Consider the following 17,920-nt stretch of genomic DNA (forward strand, 5'->3'; position numbering starts at 1 on the left):
TAAACTCGCTGGGACAAATTTTCGCGGGCTCCTCGCTTCGCTCAAGTTTAGCCCACTCAATTTGATCCATAGGCGGGCGTAATATTCTTAAAAAGAGGCCCTATGTTCCTTAAGATATCGAATAACATACACCTTGATCATTTACATATTGCAGATGCGCCACGACTTTATGAGGCGGTTGAGTTAAGTAGAGCAAACCTATCGCAATATATGGCGTGGGAAAAAAGTGTTGTAGATGTTTCCGGTGCTCGAGCTTACATTCAAAGCCGTTTAACGAGTGGCCTAGATGGAGCGCAGTGGTTCTCAATTCAGTTTAACAACCAATTCAGTGGTGTCTTTGGTGTTAAATATATTGACCCTGATAAGGGAGTATGTGAACTCGGTTACTGGCTTGCCGACAACGCCCGAGGCAATAGGGTGGTTGGGCAAATCTTAGCGGTGATGATCCCCTACTTAGCGACTGAGCTGGGTGTACGAACCATTGAATTCCAGTGCTTACAAAACAATTCTGCCAGCATTAAAATAGTTAAACGTGCCGGGGCAAGGCTTTTAAGGAAAGTGCCAAATACATTGGACATCCCAAATAAAGAACAAGCAATCGGCATCTATTCGCTGCACGTATAGACGCTGCTTACCACGGCGTTAAGCCTGAATTGGCTGCGGTAATGTTTAATTAGATAGAGAATAAAGAGCCTTGTGCTGGACTAACTAAATGCAAAGACACATGAAATTCAAATTAATCGCAGTAATAGCACTTGCATTGAGTACTACAGCCAGTGGCTCCAGCAAGTGCGCTTCTCTCGCAAATAGGTGTCTTGATGTCTTCGATACGGGCAGTGGAAAATTGTTTACTAGCTCACCATCAGTGGCTTACCTAGACGGTATTGGAGGAAGTCCAACACATCCAACACACCCAACTTGGACTGCGGATGGCACGCGGGGACCATCCGGCACTTTCTACCTATTCAACTGGAGCAATGCGAAGGCACTGTGTAATACCTATAATTCCCAAAGTCTCGGAGGGCGAACCAACTGGCGCTTACCAACGCGAGAAGAGTTAATGGGTTTATACGACAGTTACGGTAATATGTTTAGTGCACGCGGTTGGCCAACCGATGGCACTTACTGGTCGGTGACAGCTGATGATGCTTACTATTACGACGTGGATCTCGGTTATGGCTATGTGAGCACCAGTGAACCGAACAGCACGAGCGACAATGCCCACTTATTCCCGAGCTTTACTACCTACGCTTCCTGCGTTTCAAATCCTGAGGATTGAGTGTTTTATTTAAATTCACTAGCCATAGAGACGCCGCTTTAAGCAAGCAGCACACTCGTGTTTTCTGCATTAATCGCGTTCTTACGCTCAACCACCCCCCAGGCCTTTTCATGGAAGTAAAATGCCACGGTATTCACCGCGGGCTCAACAATGGCGACCAGGCCGCCGAGCACCAGGCTACCGGTTAATAGGTAGGTAACGCCAAAGGCAATGGCGAAGTGCATGGTTGCAAAGGTGGCTGTCTTTTTCATGATTAATGTTCCAAATCTCCAGTTCCAGTCCAAACATTATTTGTCATAACAAGTCATAGATAAAATAATTTTATTTGATTAAATTAATCAGAAAAACAGAACATTCAGGTCAGGCCCGTTTGCCAGGCATTTTGGTCAGGGGTGAGAGGCCCCAGTGAAACTGGTTTCTAGCTGGAGTCGGCTATCAATGTTTGGGTGCGAAAAGCCGACTCTAACATCAGATTTGAACCTGTTATTTATGCTCGCGGCGATAGCGCATGGCCAGACGCAGGCGATTGAGCTCGCTTTGATGTCGTTGGTTTAATTGTCTCGCCTGAGCCAGGGTCACAGCCATAAAGGAGACGCAGTGGCCGCCCCTCAACTGCCCTAAGCGCGGCAAGTCCGCGGCGATCACCTGACCCAGCAGCGGATAACCGCCGGTCGTTTGGCAGTCATTTAACAGGACGATGGGCTCGCCACTTGGTGGCAGTTGTATACTGCCCGGCGCCACCGCGGTGCTTTTGATGCTAAGCCCATGACTAAGGGGGTCGTCAAGGTCGGTGCTGTTTGGCTCTGCCTGCAGGCGCAACCCCATGCGGTTGCTTTGCGCCGATACCTGCCAACTTGTCTCGCTAAACGCCAGTTTCAAGTGCGTTGATAGGCCAAACCCCCGAGGCTCGGCAATATAATGGATTGGGCCCTGGCGCCTGGGTAACTTGGCCCCCCAATTAAGCCACCTAAAGTCGCTGGTGGCGAAGGCAAGTTGTTGCCCCTCTTGCAGGGCTTCTCCATCAAGGCCGCCAAACCCGGCCATGCAATCCGTGCTGCGACTGCCCAATACCGGCTCTAAGGCAAAACCACCGCTGACGGCCATATAACAACGCAGGTTAAGGGACGAGGAGGCAAAGGTCAGGGTTTGTCCCGCTTTGGCCTGGTAACACCAGCCGGTTTCTATGCGCCTTCCATCTAAATTGGCGCTCATATCGGCGCCGCTGAGGGCAAAACAGGCTGGGCGCTCAAAGCGGAGCTTGGCCATACCCAGGGTGATTTCCAAGGCGGCGGTTTGTTCATCATTGCCCACCAGTAAATTGGCAACCCGAAGGGCATCGCTATCGAGCGCACCGCATTGGGAGACACCCAGGTGTCTTTGGCCAAAGCGGCCAAGATCCTGAATGGTTAACTGAGGACCGGGCTTAATTACAGTCAACATGCTTTAGGCCTCCGCAAAGCTGAGAGTGTCGCCCGGGGCGAATAATGCCGGTGGCTGATTGAGTGGGTCAAACAGGGTCACCTCGGTGTGGCCGATAATATGCCAGCCGCCCGGGGAGTTGGCTGGGTAAATGGCGGTTTTATCACCGGCAATGGCAACGCTGCCTTTGGGAACCAGGGTGCGCGGCGTGGCCAGACGCGGCAGATGCAGGCGCGAGTCCAAGCCACTGATATAGGCAAAGCCGGGCTGAAAGCCGAGAAAGTCGACGTCGTAATTACTCGCGCAATGAGCGTCGATGACCTGTCGCTCGGTTAAATTACATTGCTCGGCAACACGCGCTAAATCAATGCCCTGTTCTGCACCATAGCGCACCGGAATAAGGTGATGGCGAGACACCAAATGGCCATCGTCAAACCCTGACCACAGAACTGTACACTGGCGCTCTAAGGTGCTTAAGTCGGTACCAAGTTCGCAGTACAAGGTGAGACTTTCATCGGCACTCACCGCATCTACGACCTCATAGCGAGCATGGTATTGCATGGCCACATAATTAATAAGCCGCTGCTTTTGTTTATGATCTAACTGATGTATGTGTTGACAATCAATGACCAAGCAAGTGTCGTCGAGGCGATAGTATTGTGGCGGTGGCAGCTTTGATGACATGGTAGTTTAGGTCCTTCACACGGCTTACCTTAAACCTTGGCAAGCGTCAGTTATGGTTTAATAATTAGCAGGTTGCAAGATAATCACTGTCGAGGCAACAAAATTGCGCTCAACGCACCTGCGATCCCCATGAGGCTATATATCAAAATGAGTTCGGCATTGTTTAACCAGTTACCCAAAAAGCCGAGGCTACCCAAGGCCAGCAAGCACACCCCGATCACCGTATTGCTCACCGCAACATAGTCGGTGCGTTTGTTGCCGTCGGCCATATCGACCAAGTAGGTTTTTCTGCCCAAACGCACACCCTGGTGAGCAATGGTCAATATTAGGTACATGCCGGGTAAGAAGAAGGTACTTGTTAATAACGAGGGTAAATTGGTGGCAACCAAATACACCAAGAGACCATTAACGCTCACCAGTATGGATGCAAAAACCAGTACCTGCTTTGAAGAGCGGTCGCTTAAGTGGCCCCAAAAAGGGCCGGATATCAAGGATGCAAAGCCGGATAAAGCCAAAAACACGGCGAGCAGGGAGAAGTTAAACCCTTGCTCTGAGGCTAGGACGATATAAAAAGGTGCACTCAGTGCCGAGCAAAGCAGTAACGCCCGAGTCAGTACAAAATGAGCAAAGGGTTTATCGTCGATAAGCAGGCGTAACTTACCTAGCGCGTGAAGCAGGCCATTTTTACCGCCTTCGGTTGCACCTGGGTATTCGTCGATTTTTGCATAAACCAGTGCGGCTAAAACCCACATCAGGGCGCCGGCCCCGAGGGCAATTAATACCGAGGCTTTATCGCCGTGGCGTTGGAAGTACCAAAGCCCAAGACCAAAGGTGATGGTCGCAAATCCCGCAGCGCTGGCCGCATAGCCAGAGACTCCGCCTCTTTGCTTTTTGGGAATGGTTTTACCCAGCACGTCTTTTGCCGCGACCGAATTAAACCCGCGCGCCAGCGAAAAAATAACGAGCAAGGCAATAATGGCAAACCCGGCCAGGTTGCTATCCAGGGTGAGGCCCACTATTACCATGGCAAAAATACTTAGGGCTTGCACCATGGCGCCGAAAACCCACACCCATTTGCGAATGGGCAGACTGCGGACATAGTCGGCAATGGCGAGTTGGGGTAACAAGGAGCCCGACTCCCGAATCGGCACCAGCCAGGCAATAAAGGCACTGGGCACATTGAGGGCGTGCAATAGCCAAGGCAGGGTCACCTTAGGGTTGAGCAGGGCGTCGGCAAACTGACTCAGTACCTGCGAGAGTAATAAGGTGACATAGTTACCCGAGACCACCTTGCAGGCGGCGTCATCAATCCCTTTACAGGCTCGTGCATCTTCGGTGTTGGCTAAACGCGTGAAGAGTTGTTCTTTGCTGATTTTAGTTTTCATAACCTCAAATGAATAAATTGCATGTTTATACGGTCATCTAAATAGTAAGGCCGATTTTTATGCGGCTATGTAGGTGCGCTGTCATAGTTTAGTTTAGAGAGGTTAGAATGTTTAACAAGTTGTTTTTATGCATAATTTCATTGCTGCTTGGGCTCGGCGCGAGCAGCGTGCTCGGTGCCGACAAGGGAAATATGACCGATGCGACCACGCAAATTGTCTTGGGGGCAGGGTGCTTTTGGGGAGTGGAAAAACGCTTTGAAGCCATGCCTGGGGTACTCAACGCCGTGTCCGGCTATGCCGATGGACGCGGCTTTAAACCCACTTATAAAAACATTATTGCGAGAAAACGCCGTTATGATGAAAACAACTATGCAGAAGTGGTGCGCGTGACTTTTAATGCCAATGTCGTTGGCTTAGAGCAAATATTGCAGTACTACTTTGAACAACACGATCCCACACAGGTAAACCGCCAGGGCAATGATAAGGGCACCCAGTATCGCTCTACCATTTTGACCTACAATGAAGAGCAGCAGAGCATTGCCGATACAATAAAAAATCAGTATCAACAATTACTGACAGAGGCAGGTTATGGCAAGATAGTCACGGTTATAAAGCCATTGGATAGGTTTTATCCCGCCGAACAATACCACCAAGATTATTTGCAAAAGAACCCAAATGGCTATTGCCCGGATCACTCCACCGGGGTTCGCTTTACAAAACAAGAAGAAGCTCGGGTCGATAATACGCCGCTGTTAAAGGGTAAGCATATTGTCATGCTTGATGCCCGTGCCTATTGCCCCTACTGTGAAAAATTTAAGGCGGATGTACTGAATGACTATCAAGGCTCGATCAAGGTACATATGCGCTATGCGTCTCAGCTTGATGGCCTGACGGTGACCACGCCCACCTTTGCGACGCCGACCATACTATTTATAGAAAACGGCAAGGAGGTGGCGGGCTATCAAGGCTATATGGAACCAGGTCTGTTTTACAAGGCACTGGGCGCATTCAAACTAGGAAACACCGAGGCCTATCGGGTCGCCTTTAACAAGGGCACGGATAATCGCTTCTGCAAAGAGTATGAAATATTTAAAAACACGCCGGACGGTGTGTTTATAGACAAGCTTTCAGGGGCGCCCCTCTTTGATACCAAAGACCGCTTTAATTCCGGCACCGGCTGGTTGTCTTTTACTAAACCCGTTGCCGGGCAGGTCACCCGGCATCAAGACAACAGTTTCGGCATGCGCCGCGTGGAAATTCGTTCTAAATCCTCGGGTATTCACCTCGGCCATGTCTTTGCCAATGAAGGGCCAGGGGGCAAACCGCGCTATTGCATTAATGCCACCGTGCTCGAGTTTGTACCGCGGGCCCAATATCTTGCCCGTACCGAAGCGCAATAGAGCGTAATAATGCTTGGGCCAGGGTCTGTTTATCTTTGCGGTTTACTTTATGTTCAATCTAAACGCATTCTGATCACGACGCTCGTTATGGTGCATAGTCATTCTATGTTCATAGCGAGTAACACAGAGCAGGATGCGTTTAGATGAACCCGTAGGGCAGCGTTTGTAGTGCATTTTTACTGTGTTGTTACATGTTTATGTAGAATAACTACACCACACATGTGCCGCCTTGTATAAAGTCACTACAAACTGCTGCAGAAACAAACAACAAAGGTCAACAGACCCTAATCACTGTCACTGCTAAAGAGCTTTTTCCGTACCAGGGTGCGGTACTCACTTGGGCTTTGCCCTAATTCCTGGGCAAAGAGCTTATTGAGCAGCGCCTGATGGTTAAAGCCCAACTCTAGGGCGATGTCGTTAATGCTGAGGTTGGAATTGGCAAGCAACTCTTGCCCAGCCTGTACCTTAAGCTTGCGCCAATATTGATTGGGGCTTAGGCCGGTGGCCTGCTTAAAGCGCCGGGTGAGGGTGCGCTGAGAAATGGCAAATTGACTGGCTATTTCAGCGATGCTGAGCTCGGCACTGAGGTTATTCTTCAGCCAAAATTGGACTTGCGCGATAAGCTCATCGGGATGGCGCTCATTCATGCCCTCCAGATAACGTTGTTGTTCATAGGGTTTACGCACCTCATGGGAAAAGTTGCGCTGCACATGCAGGGCACATTCACGGCCATACAGGTTTTCAAGGATATGTACAATGACATCGGCTAGGGCATTAAGGCTCGCAACACAGTAGAGCCCTTCGGCCTGGGAATAAAGTACTCGGGCTTTAGCTCAACCTTGGGGTAATCCCGTTTAAACTGATCGGCATAATGCCAATGGGTGGTGGCCGGGTGGCCGTCGAGCAACTTGGCCTCGGCGAGAAAGCAGTTGCCGGTGCCCACGCCTATCATGGCGCAGCGCTTGGGGTCGAGCTTGGCCAGTGCCTGTATCATATGCTCTTGTTTTCTTAATACCGGGCGCGGGTTGCGCCACAGGCTGGGTAAAATAAGTAAGTCACATTTATCTAATGCATCCAAACCCACGTTGGCGATGAAGGGCAGGCCACTGTGGGCGAGAACCGGCTCAGTGGTTTGTGCCATCAACTGCAGACAGAGTTTTGGCGCTTCTTTATTGTGCCGCCGCGCAAAGGCGTAGCCGGCGTGGAGCATCTCAAAAGGCAGGGTCAGGCTGGTGGCCAGCATCTGTGGATACAGGGCAATTAAGACGTTAAAAGGCTTCATAAAAGATCCGACCATTTAAAATTGGCCGCATTTGATAAATGTATGGCCATTAAAGCACATATTGACTGCGTTGTTCCACTTACACTAGGGACAATTTCCAAAGTAAAAGAATGAGTTGTTATGAGTGCATTACCTGTAATTGTTGCCATGGGTGGTATTAATGCCGCCGGGCGCACTTCATTTAACCAGGGTTTTCGCCGCGTGGTGCTCGACGCTTTACCATTAGCGCAGCGTCAAGAAACCCTACTAGGCCTGGCCAGTTTAATGAATCTGGTAAGTGACGAGCAGGGACAATTGCTGAGCAAGGATGGCATTGCTATCAGCGCCGATAATGTTGAGGCCCAACTGGGCGAGCAGATCCTGGCCGGTACCCTGATTCGTCGTATTGAAGAGCGTTTCTTCGATGTCGATGCCACTCATTCACATCAAAAATTGGTTGCCCAGGCCAGCGCACCAATTAGTTTTACTACCCGTAAACGCCAGCTACCTGAGCCGCTGCCAAGCAATTGGCAAGTGACCGAGCTGGAAAAAGGCCAGGTTGAAGTGACGATTTGTGGTGACTTTGAAATTAAGCACGACAGCTACCGTGACAACCCCATTAAAGCGGCGGGTCAATTGCCTACCGGTTTTGAACCATCGCTAATGTATAACAGCCGTTACCAGCCACGTGGCCTGCAAGCCACCATCTTCGCCGCCAGCGATGCCATTCATGCCAGCGGTTTGGATTGGCAAAAGGTGATGAACTCGGTGGAGCCGGATCAAATCGGTACCTACAGTGCGTCTGTGGCTGGTCAGGTGAACAGCGAAGGTCTGGGTGGTCTGTTTAAGGCGCGTCTACAGGGCGACCGTGTGAGCACTAAGCAACTGGCACTGGGCCTTAATACCATGTCCACCGACTTTATTAATGCCTATGTGACCGGTAACGTGGGTACTACCTTTACCACCTCGGGTGCCTGTGCCACCTTCTTGTATAACTTGCGTGCCGCCGTGCACGACATCAAGGCTGGTCGTACTCGTGTTGCTATCGTGGCTTCAAGCGAATGTGCCATCGAGCCGGAAATCATCGAAGGTTTCGGCAATATGGGCGCCTTGGCCAATGACGAAAACCTGAAAAAGCTCGATGGCAGCGACCAGGTGGATTACCGTCGTACCTCGCGTCCATTTGGCGAGAACTGTGGTTTCACCATAGGTGAGGGTGCTCAGGTTACCATCCTAATGGATGATGCCCTGGCATTGGAACTGGGCGCAGACATTCTTGGCAGTGTGCCGGATGTGTTTGTAAATGCCGATGGCTTTAAGAAGTCTATTACCGCACCGGGTCCGGGTAACTATATCACCATGGCCAAAGCGGTAGCCCTTGCTCAGGCCATTGTTGGCGATGAAGCCATCAGCGAGCGCAGCTTTATCCTTGCCCATGGCTCAAGCACACCGCAAAACCGTGTGACCGAGTCGGCGATTTACGACCGTATCGCCACTGCCTATGGCATAAACGATTGGCCGGTTGTGGCGCCAAAAGCCTTTGTTGGCCACACCATAGCGCCGGCCAGTGGCGATCAGCTAGCTTTTGCCCTGGGTGTGTTTAGCGACAACATCATGCCGGGCGTAACCACCATAGATAAGGTGGCAGACGATGTATTTAGCGAGCGCCTTAATATCAGCCTGGAGCACTATCAGTGTGCACCGCAGGACGTGGCCTTTATAAACTCTAAAGGCTTTGGCGGTAACAATGCCACCGCGCCTGTGCTCAGCCCAAGTGTGACGAAACGCATGTTGGCTGCCCGCCATGGCGATGCGGCCATTGCCGCTCGCGAAGTGGCTTATAAAGAGACGGCTGTACAGCAGCAAGCCTATTTTGAACAGGCGCAGCGCGGCGAGTTTTCACTGATTTATCGTTTTGGTGAGGGTCTTATTGACGAAAACGCCATCAGCTTCGACACCGAGCAAATGCAGATCCCGGGTTTTGATAAGCCGGTACGTCTGGATATTGCCAATCCGTACAGTGACATGACCAAATAAACCGGTTATGAAAAAATAAAAAAGCCCCGAATGTTCGGGGCTTTTTTATACTCTGCAAATGCGCTTTCGTTAGCCTAGGTATTTGGCGTGAAAACGCAGATGCTGGTCGATAAAGCTACTGATAAAGAAGTAACTGTGATCGTAACCCGGGTGTTGCTCAAGGCAAAGTGAGACACCGGCTTGCTCGGCCGCTGCGACCAAACGCTCCGGGCGTAACTGGCTTTCCAAAAAGGTGTCATTCATGCCTTGGCTGACCAACAGCGGCGGGCAGCTATCAACCGGGGTATGACGCAGCAGCTCACAGCTGTCATAGGCTTTCCAACTCTCCCTGTCTTTACCAAGATAACCATTGAAGGCCTTATCACCCCAGGGGCAATTTAGCGGGTTGGTAATGGGAGCAAAGGCACTAACACTGCGGTATTCGCCGAGGTTACGTAAACCCAGTACCAGGGCCCCATGGCCACCCATGGAATGGCCGCTGATGGCCTTTTTGCCATTACTGGGGAAGTGCTCGTCGATTAAAGCAGGCAGCTCAGAGCAAACATAGTCATACATTTGGTAGTGCTGCTTATAGGGCTCCTCAGTGGCATTGACGTAGAAGCCGGCGCCTAAACCGAAGTCGTAACTGCCCTCGGGATCATCGGCCACATCCTCGCCTCGCGGGCTGGTGTCCGGTGCCACAAGAATTATGCCGAGCTCGGCGGCGGTTTTAAACGCCGCTGCTTTTTGCATAAAGTTTTCATCGGTACAGGTTAATCCTGACAGCCAGTACAGCACAGGTGCCTTGGTTGTTTCATCCACGCCGGGCGGAAGAAAAATGGCAAAGGTCATGGTGCAGTTATTGACCGACGATTTATGGCTGTAGCGTTTATGCCAGCCACCGTGGACCTTGTTGTTGGCAAGTAACTCTAGGCTCATGTTGCCCCCTTACTTATCGTAATGGATGACGCTGCGAATACTTTTACCTGCGTGCATCAACTCAAACGCTTCGTTGATGTCCTCAAGCGCCATGGTATGAGTGATAAAGTCATTCAGTGCGAACTCATTATTAAGATAACGCTCAACGATTTCTGGCAGCTCGGAGCGGCCTTTTACGCCACCAAAGGCAGTACCACGCCATACACGGCCGGTAACCAATTGGAATGGACGGGTTGAGATTTCCTGACCGGCACCGGCAACACCTATGATCACCGACTCACCCCAGCCCTTGTGGCAACATTCCAGAGCGCTGCGCATGACATTGACATTACCGATACACTCGAACGAATAGTCCACACCGCCGTCGGTCATCTCAACGATCACTTCCTGAATTGGCTTATCATAATCGTTGGAGTTAATAAGGTCGGTGGCGCCGAGTTTTTTCGCCAGCTCAAACTTACTTTCATTAATATCGATACCGATAATACGACCTGCGCCGGCCATTTTAGCGCCGATAATGGCCGACAGACCAATGCCGCCCAGACCAAAAATGGCGACGCTGTCACCGGGTTGTACCTTGGCGGTATTAAGCACCGCACCCATGCCGGTAGTGACGCCACATCCAAGCAGACATACCTCTTCCAAAGGTGCATCCTTATTGACCTTGGCAAGTGAAATTTCCGGTAACACAGTGTACTCGGAGAAGGTTGAGCAGCCCATGTAGTGATAAATAGGCTCACCGTCTTTATAAAAACGCGTGGTGCCGTCTGGCATCAGGCCCTTGCCCTGGGTTTCGCGAATTTTTTGGCACAGGTTGGTTTTACCCGAGGTACAGAATTTACATTCACCGCATTCCGGGGTGTAAAGAGGAATAACATGGTCGCCAACGGCCACGCTGGTTACGCCTTCGCCCACGGCTTCTACCACACCGCCGCCTTCGTGGCCTAAAATGGCCGGGAAAATGCCTTCAGGGTCTTCACCTGAAAGGGTAAAGGCATCGGTATGACACACACCGGTGGCATGGATTTTCACCAGCACTTCGCCGGCCTTAGGCATCATCACATCGACTTCTTCAATTTTAAGTGGTTGCTTAGGGCCCCAAGCAACGGCGGCTTTTGATTTAATAAATTCAGCCATAACCATGGATCTCTTCTTATGAAATGAGGTGAAATTATTACACATTATGGTAAGTTTTAACTGGAATTAAGATACTTTTACACAGAGGTAATAATGCGTTGGCAAGGTATGCCGGAATTTATCGCTGCGGCGCAAGCCCAATCCTTTACCGCCGCGGCACGGCAAATTGGCACGTCGGTGGCCCATATCAGTCGTTCCGTCAGTGCCTTGGAAGAGTATTACAACACCCAACTCTTTGTTCGCAGCACCCGTAAGGTGGTGTTGACGCAACAAGGGGAGTTGTTATTGCACCATGCCAAAAAAGCGCAAAGCGTATTGGAGCAGGGGGAGTGGGCACTGCAACAGCAACAGGCCCAACCCAGCGGCCAATTGAAGATAACCGCGCCGGTGATGTTCGGTGAGCAATTTATTATGCCTCTGGTGCATGACTACATGGCTCGCTATCCCAAGGTCAGCGTGACCATGGTATTGAGTAACCAAACCATGGATTTGATCGGTGAACACATAGACCTGGCCATTCGCATCGGTGAGTTGGCGGACTCCAACCTCAAGGCAAGGCGGCTGGCCTCAAGGGCGGTAGTGGTGTGCGCATCGCCTGACTATTTAAACGAATATGGCCAGCCCTATGCGCTCAGTGAGCTTGCTCATCATCAGTGCCTGCTGGGCCATTCCGATACCTGGCGGTTTCAAGAGGGCACGCGGCTGAGGCAGGTAAAAATTGCCAAGACCAAGTTGCGCTGCAACAGTGGCTGGGCCTTAGCCGATGCGGCCATGCGTGGCTTGGGGTTGGTACAGCTGCCGGATTACTATGTTCAATCGGCATTGCATCAGGGTCTGCTTAAGGAAGTGTTGCATAGCTTTGCTATCCAAAAAGAGCCGATCTCCGCCATTACTCCGGCAAATTTATACCAAGCCAATGCCACTAAGGCGTTGATGGATTATCTGGCCGAGCACCTGAGCGCTAAACTTGGTGCCAGCAATGACCTGGGGCTGGGGCGATAAATTCGCCTAGCAGAGGCGCTGAGCATACCCATGGCGGCGTCCCTGTGTTAGCATCGTGACAATTTCGATTTATTGTTAAGCTGTTGATGTATAAGCCTGTCAGTTTATTTATTGGTCTACGCTATTCGCGCTTATCTAAAGGCAGTGCGTTTGTCTCCTTTGTTTCGTTTTTTTCCATCGCCGGCATCGCCCTTGGCATCACTGCCTTGTTTACCGTGATGTCGGTAATGAATGGCTTTGAAAACAATTTAAAACGCACCATGCTGTCGATGATCCCCCATTTGCAATTTACCATGGCCGAGCGCGAAGCTCAGGCGCAGCAGCAGTTAATTGCCGATTTAAAGGTACAACCGGAGGTTGTGTCGGTTAAGCGTTACCACCAGGCTCAGGCCATAGTGCAAAGCGCCGCCGACATTCAGGGCGTGCTGTTGCAGGCGCCTTATACCCGCTTGCCTGATAATGTGGTCGATAACATCGAGGTAGGCAGGGTGCAAAGTCTCTATGATGAGCGCTATCATATCGCCATCAGTCGCTATTTGGCCCGTACTTTGGGTGTGGGTGTGGGTGACAAACTGCGCGTTACGATACCCAGTGTCTCTACCTATACCCCCATGGGCCGCATTCCCGCGCAGCGATTATTTACTATCGCAGTTATTTACCGCACCGGCTCTGAGCTCGATATGCATACCCTGTTTACATCCGGCGAGTCATTACGACGTTTATTGCGCGTTAGAAACACCGAGGATGCGCCAATCGAAGTCATGCTTGATGATGCCTTTAGCAGTGAGCTGGTGTTGTCGCGCTTAAGTGAGGAGCAGCGCCGGGGAGTGAGTGACTGGCGCCAAAGCCAAGGCAGTCTCTTTGCTGCGGTAGCCATGGAAAAACGCATCATGAGCCTGTTACTTGGGCTGATCTTCCTGGTTGCCGTATTCAATATATTATCGTCCTTGACCATGATGGTCAGGGAAAAACAAGGCGAGGTCGCTATCTTGCAGACCCTGGGGTTAGATCATAATCAAGTCGCCCGTATTTTTATGATCCAGGGCCTGTATAACGGCGTGGTCGGCAGTGTCATTGGCGCGATTTTAGCTGTGCTTGTGGTGTACAACCTCAATGCCTTGTTGGCGGCAATCGGTTTACATTTATTCGGTCAACAGCAACTGCCCGTGGTGGTGTCCTACAGCAATTTGGCGTTGATAGTGCTTGGGGCCGTGGTCATGAGTTTTGCCGCCACATTGTATCCAGCGAAAAAAGCCGCCGAGGTGCGCCCAGCAGAGGTATTAAGGTATGAGTAGTATAGTGATTAGTTGCCACAAGCTGACCAAAGTGTATAGCGATGCGGCGGAGCAAATTGAGGTGCTCAAAGGGGTCGATTTAACCGTCGAGCGCGGCGAAAGTGTGGCCATCGTCGGCTCGTCCGGCTCGGGTAAGAGTACCTTATTGCATATTCTCGGCACCCTGGATAAACCCACTTCGGGTAACCTGGTTATTTGTGAGACCGAGGTGGCGAAATTATCCCGCAAACAACAGGCACTGTTTCGCAATAAGCATCTGGGCTTTATCTATCAGTTTCACCATCTTTTGATGGAGTTTACGGCGCTTGAAAACGTCGCCATGCCTTTGCTGATAGCCGGGATGGATGCCAAGCAGGCTGAGCAAAAAGCGAAAGTCATGCTGGGAAAGGTGGGCCTGTCACATCGTGCCGACCATAAACCGGCCAAACTATCCGGTGGTGAGCGCCAGCGTGTCGCCATCGCCCGCGCCGTGGTCAGCGAGCCCGATCTGGTTCTGGCCGATGAGCCAACCGGTAACCTGGACAAACATAACGCCCAGCGGATTTTTGCCTTGCTGATGGAGTTACAACAGGACCTGGGAACTAGTTTTGTGGTCGTGACTCACGACCTAGACCTGGCCAGTCGCTTGACGCGCACCGTGGTGTTGGATGAGGGCCTATTGAGCCCGCAGCACACCGAGGTTGATACCCTATGAAGGCTATGTCCTTAAGTCTGCTATTGGCCCAGCGTTTTCGTAAATCTCAGCGCAATAGCGGTTTTATGGGCTTTATGGCCCGCAGCTCAAGTCTTGGCATTATACTCGGTGTGGCCGTGCTTATTCTGGCGCTGTCTGTAGTCAACGGCTTTCAGCAGCAATTGGTGGAACGCTTATTGGCGCTGGTCCCTCATGTGGAATATGTGGCCGCCGACCAGCCCATTGCCCAGTGGCCGCAAAAACAGCAGGGTTTACAGCACCAGGATAATGTAAAGGCGGCGGCGCCTTTTATCGCCGTTAATGCCATGGCCCAATACCGAGGTCGATTGGAAGCGGCTCAAGTCCGCGGCGTGGTGCCGGAATTAGAAACCAAGGTGTCCATCGTTGATGAGTTTATTCGCGGTAAAAAGCTCTCGCAGCTGACCAGCAACGAAGTGGTGATGGGAGCGCAGTTAGCCAATGCTCTGGGGCTTGAAACGGGTGATAACCTCACGCTCTTAATGACGGACATCAGCAATCACAGTGACGCACTGAGCGCGCCAATACGATTAAATGTGCAGGTAGCCGGATTAATACATAGCCAGGGTCCGCTGGACAAAGTGCAAATTTTTCTACCGCTGGCCACTTTACAGCAGGCCTTTGAGCTCGAACATGATCAGGTGACCGGCCTGCGAGTGACGCTCGATGATGTGTTTAGTGCGCCCAGCGAAGCCATGCGCATTGGCCGCACCCTGGACGACTATGTGTATGTAAATAGCTGGGTAAGAACTCAAGGCGGTCTGTATCAGGACATTCAGATGGTGCGCACCATAGTGTATCTCAGCGTGTTTTTGATTATTGCCGTTGCCAGTTTTAATATTATTTCTTCGCTTTTTATGGAAGTAAAAGAAAAGCAAAGTGCCATTGCCATCTTGCGCACCATGGGCGCGGGCGATCTGGTGATCATGCAGGCCTTTATGCTTCAAGGCGTGGTTTCGGCCGTGATAGCCACCTTGATTGGTGCTCTGGTCGGTGTCTTACTGGCCCTGAATATCACAGATATTTTCGTGCTTTGGAGCGATTTTATCGGTGAAAATAAATTAGCGGGTGTCTATTTTATCGACTTTTTGCCGGCACAAATCCACTGGCAGGACATCACCCTAGTATCGGCTATTACCCTGGTGATCACGGTCTTAGCATCCATTTATCCGGCGTGGCAGGCTGCTAAGATAGACCCGGCCAAGGTGTTGGGCAACTAACACTATGGCGGTCAAACTCCTGCTTTGTATCCTTTAGGGCTTGCAAGGCAGGGCGCTTCTTCGTAAAGTGACCCTAGCAACAACAATAGAAGTAGTATTATGTCGCAACAACAAGAACAATTAGCACCACAAGAACAACAAATTCGTGCCTTCCAACGCCATTGTTTTGAAACTGCCCAGAAGCATTTAGCGGAAAAAGGCATTATGCCGAAAACCCTGGTAGAAAAAGACAGCCGCTTTTTAGCGCCACTGTGTGCGGTATGGAAATTTAAAGCGCAAAACGGTAAAACTTATTGGGTGATCACCGGTCAATTACCCGCGGATCACGTGGAAGTCTCAGCGGCAACCACGGCACGCGAAGCCATCCGTCATTTCTCTTTGCAATGGCAGGTGAAAGCGGAGCAACTGCTTAGCAGCACCCGATTGGAGAAGACCCAACACGATTTTGCCCAGCTTTTGATTAACCGTGCGCATGGCCTCTATGAGCTCTACGATAAACAAGAGCTATGGGCTAATGAACCATAGTAAACGGGCTACTGTCACAGCGTGACACCGGGCATTCCAAGCGCTGTCTTGGAATGCCAGCCTCCATAAAGACACACCCACATGGCGAAAAGCCATTCTTCTTAAAGCGTTCCACCTCGTCCAACACGCAATTAATACAAATAGATTCAAAGCCGCAGTTGGCGGCGTTGCTGAGTACAAATTTAAGTATTTCGGTATAGATACCGCGATTGCGGTGTTCGGGCAGAACGGCGATGCGGCCCAACAGGCCATCCTGGCAGAGCCGTGCGGTAGCAACCGGCTCGCCATGTTCATCGTAGGCGACAAAGTGCAGGGCACTTGTGTCGCGCTCGTCAAATTCCACGTTTTTGGGAATGTTTAATTCGAAGACAAAGACTCGCTCACGAATTTGGCGTATTGGGTTATCTTGAGACCCCCAGTCGACTTGGTGGATCCGATAGGGCATAAACCCTCCTAATCTGCAAACCAATAACCTTCATTAATCAGTGTAGCCAATGTCTGCCTGAAAAGTAAACAGCTTGTATTCATTGCCAACATATCTGTGGCGGTTGTTTGCTCATCACACAGCAGCTTGATACTCTCCAAGTGTTTGATTGGTAGACAAAAGCTGTGACCTTCCACGGCGAGTATCACGGCGTCCGCCTGTTCGATATACAGGGCTCTCAGGCCTCCGGCCTTGTGCAAAACGGGATAATCGCTAAGAAAATCCATTACTTGGTTCTCTTCTAGTGGCTCATCTAGGGGTAATAAATCCTTATCGTGTTTTGCTTCGCTGAGGTGCTCACTGATAAAGCGTAGGAAGGTACTGTCGTCCTCAATGGCGGCAATCATTAACTTACGCAGGCTGGCGATTTCATCGGCGCTAAGCTCGCCGCGACTCGCGCGCTCCGTTAGCTGTTCATCGCTATAACGGGCTTGCCCTAGGTCATGGTCAATCAGATGGTCGGCGAATGCGGAGAGCAGATCGGTTTGATTCGGTGCCCTAAAACCAATTGAATAGTTTAGCGATGGTTCAATGGCATAACCTTCATGGGGCGCATTAGGCGGAATATAAAGAATATCGCCGGGTTCTAACTCGACATCGATCACCGCAGTAAAAGGACCAACCTGGAGCAGCCCTTTATTGGCGCTAAATTGTTGTACGCTTTTATCAACTTGACCGACTCGCCAATGGCGTTTACCCGAGCCTTGAATAATGAACACATCATACTGATCTATATGAGGACCCACACCGCCGCCCGGGGTGGAATAGCTCACCATCAAGTCATCAATACGCCAGTTCGGAATAAAGCGAAATGGCTCAACCAGCTCGGCAGCATCGGGGTGCCAATGGTCGACCGCCTGTACCAGCAGGGTAGAGTGCTCTTCGCCCAAGGCACTGAAATCTTCAAATGGGCCATTAGCACATTGCCAACCGTCGCTATTGGTGACAATACGCGACTCTATGCCTTCTTCCATCGCTAGACCGGCGAGTTCTTCTGCATCGATTGGGTCAACAAAATCTTTAAAGCCGCCTTTAATGAGTAGGGGTTTTTTCTGCCAGTATTGCGCTAGAAACTGCGCCTTGCTGAGCTCGTTTATTGTTAGGCTGTACATGGTTACTCCAATAAAAAAGCGAAAGAGCGACACTTGGTCACATCTTTCGC

General features: G+C 50.8%; 17 protein-coding genes and 1 pseudogene. 9 read left to right on the forward strand and 9 right to left on the reverse strand.

Going from position 1 to position 17,920, the window contains the following annotated elements:
- The first annotated feature begins 102 nt into the window (after nt 1-102).
- Nucleotides 103-624: a GNAT family N-acetyltransferase gene (locus tag C2M36_RS05780; protein WP_105254114.1), complete on the forward strand. Its 522-nt coding sequence runs from the start codon at nt 103-105 to the stop codon at nt 622-624.
- Nucleotides 625-724: 100 nt separating this feature from the next.
- Nucleotides 725-1,279 carry an Lcl C-terminal domain-containing protein gene (locus tag C2M36_RS05785; protein ID WP_234399102.1) on the forward strand — a complete coding sequence of 185 codons (555 nt, stop codon included), beginning with the start codon at nt 725-727 and terminating at the stop codon, nt 1,277-1,279.
- Nucleotides 1,280-1,317: 38 nt separating this feature from the next.
- Here C2M36_RS05785 and C2M36_RS05790 read toward each other — a convergent pair whose 3' ends face one another.
- The 4 genes from C2M36_RS05790 to C2M36_RS05805 all read right to left on the reverse strand — a co-directional run bounded on the left by C2M36_RS05790 (nt 1,318) and on the right by C2M36_RS05805 (nt 4,767).
- Nucleotides 1,318-1,530, reverse strand: a complete 213-nt coding sequence (locus C2M36_RS05790; protein WP_105254116.1) for a DUF2061 domain-containing protein — start codon at nt 1,528-1,530, stop codon at nt 1,318-1,320.
- A 232-nt stretch (nt 1,531-1,762) separates the two neighbouring features.
- On the reverse strand, nt 1,763-2,719 hold the full coding sequence (locus tag C2M36_RS05795; RefSeq protein WP_105254117.1) for a biotin-dependent carboxyltransferase family protein: 957 nt from the start codon (nt 2,717-2,719) through the stop codon (nt 1,763-1,765).
- Between the two features lie 3 nt (nt 2,720-2,722).
- Complete coding sequence (gene pxpB / locus C2M36_RS05800; RefSeq protein ID WP_105254118.1) at nt 2,723-3,382, reverse strand: 5-oxoprolinase subunit PxpB; 660 nt, start codon at nt 3,380-3,382, stop codon at nt 2,723-2,725.
- A gap of 83 nt (nt 3,383-3,465) precedes the next feature.
- Nucleotides 3,466-4,767: an MFS transporter gene (locus C2M36_RS05805; RefSeq protein ID WP_105254119.1), complete on the reverse strand. Its 1,302-nt coding sequence runs from the start codon at nt 4,765-4,767 to the stop codon at nt 3,466-3,468.
- Between the two features lie 107 nt (nt 4,768-4,874).
- Here C2M36_RS05805 and msrA point away from each other — a divergent pair, with 107 nt between their 5' ends.
- Nucleotides 4,875-6,167 carry a peptide-methionine (S)-S-oxide reductase MsrA gene (gene msrA / locus C2M36_RS05810; RefSeq protein WP_105254120.1) on the forward strand — a complete coding sequence of 431 codons (1,293 nt, stop codon included), beginning with the start codon at nt 4,875-4,877 and terminating at the stop codon, nt 6,165-6,167.
- 284 nt (nt 6,168-6,451) lie between these two features.
- Here the strand turns inward: msrA and C2M36_RS05815 are convergent.
- Nucleotides 6,452-7,449: pseudogene (locus C2M36_RS05815) on the reverse strand (GlxA family transcriptional regulator).
- Between the two features lie 120 nt (nt 7,450-7,569).
- Between C2M36_RS05815 and C2M36_RS05820 the strand changes: the two are divergent.
- Nucleotides 7,570-9,465, forward strand: coding sequence for a beta-ketoacyl synthase (locus tag C2M36_RS05820; protein WP_105254121.1), 1,896 nt, complete (start codon nt 7,570-7,572; stop codon nt 9,463-9,465).
- Between the two features lie 69 nt (nt 9,466-9,534).
- Here C2M36_RS05820 and fghA read toward each other — a convergent pair whose 3' ends face one another.
- Together fghA and C2M36_RS05830 are read right to left on the reverse strand one after the other, a co-directional pair.
- A complete protein-coding gene (gene fghA, locus C2M36_RS05825) occupies nt 9,535-10,383 on the reverse strand; it encodes an S-formylglutathione hydrolase (protein WP_105254122.1) in 849 nt (282 codons plus the stop codon).
- A gap of 9 nt (nt 10,384-10,392) precedes the next feature.
- Nucleotides 10,393-11,520, reverse strand: a complete 1,128-nt coding sequence (locus tag C2M36_RS05830; RefSeq protein ID WP_105254254.1) for an S-(hydroxymethyl)glutathione dehydrogenase/class III alcohol dehydrogenase — start codon at nt 11,518-11,520, stop codon at nt 10,393-10,395.
- Between the two features lie 93 nt (nt 11,521-11,613).
- On the opposite strand from C2M36_RS05830, the gene C2M36_RS05835 reads away from it, so the two are divergent.
- The 5 genes from C2M36_RS05835 to C2M36_RS05855 all read left to right on the forward strand — a co-directional run bounded on the left by C2M36_RS05835 (nt 11,614) and on the right by C2M36_RS05855 (nt 16,274).
- Complete coding sequence (locus C2M36_RS05835; RefSeq protein ID WP_234399105.1) at nt 11,614-12,522, forward strand: LysR substrate-binding domain-containing protein; 909 nt, start codon at nt 11,614-11,616, stop codon at nt 12,520-12,522.
- Between the two features lie 86 nt (nt 12,523-12,608).
- On the forward strand, nt 12,609-13,817 hold the full coding sequence (locus C2M36_RS05840) for a lipoprotein-releasing ABC transporter permease subunit (protein ID WP_105254124.1): 1,209 nt from the start codon (nt 12,609-12,611) through the stop codon (nt 13,815-13,817).
- Complete coding sequence (gene lolD / locus C2M36_RS05845; RefSeq protein ID WP_105254125.1) at nt 13,810-14,511, forward strand: lipoprotein-releasing ABC transporter ATP-binding protein LolD; 702 nt, start codon at nt 13,810-13,812, stop codon at nt 14,509-14,511. Before C2M36_RS05840 ends, lolD begins: the two co-directional genes overlap by 8 nt.
- Nucleotides 14,512-14,516: 5 nt before the next feature.
- A complete protein-coding gene (locus tag C2M36_RS05850) occupies nt 14,517-15,749 on the forward strand; it encodes a lipoprotein-releasing ABC transporter permease subunit (protein WP_105254255.1) in 1,233 nt (410 codons plus the stop codon).
- A gap of 99 nt (nt 15,750-15,848) precedes the next feature.
- Complete coding sequence (locus C2M36_RS05855; RefSeq protein WP_105254126.1) at nt 15,849-16,274, forward strand: DUF4826 family protein; 426 nt, start codon at nt 15,849-15,851, stop codon at nt 16,272-16,274.
- Here C2M36_RS05855 and C2M36_RS05860 read toward each other — a convergent pair.
- Nucleotides 16,261-16,719, reverse strand: coding sequence for a GNAT family N-acetyltransferase (locus tag C2M36_RS05860; RefSeq protein ID WP_105254127.1), 459 nt, complete (start codon nt 16,717-16,719; stop codon nt 16,261-16,263). The two genes, C2M36_RS05855 and C2M36_RS05860, sit on opposite strands and share 14 nt — an antisense overlap.
- An 8-nt stretch (nt 16,720-16,727) precedes the next feature.
- Complete coding sequence (locus C2M36_RS05865) at nt 16,728-17,870, reverse strand: cupin domain-containing protein (protein WP_105254128.1); 1,143 nt, start codon at nt 17,868-17,870, stop codon at nt 16,728-16,730.
- Nucleotides 17,871-17,920: the final 50 nt, after the last annotated feature.

This window comes from Pseudoalteromonas sp. T1lg75, assembly GCF_002964705.1.
Classification (GTDB): domain Bacteria; phylum Pseudomonadota; class Gammaproteobacteria; order Enterobacterales; family Alteromonadaceae; genus Pseudoalteromonas.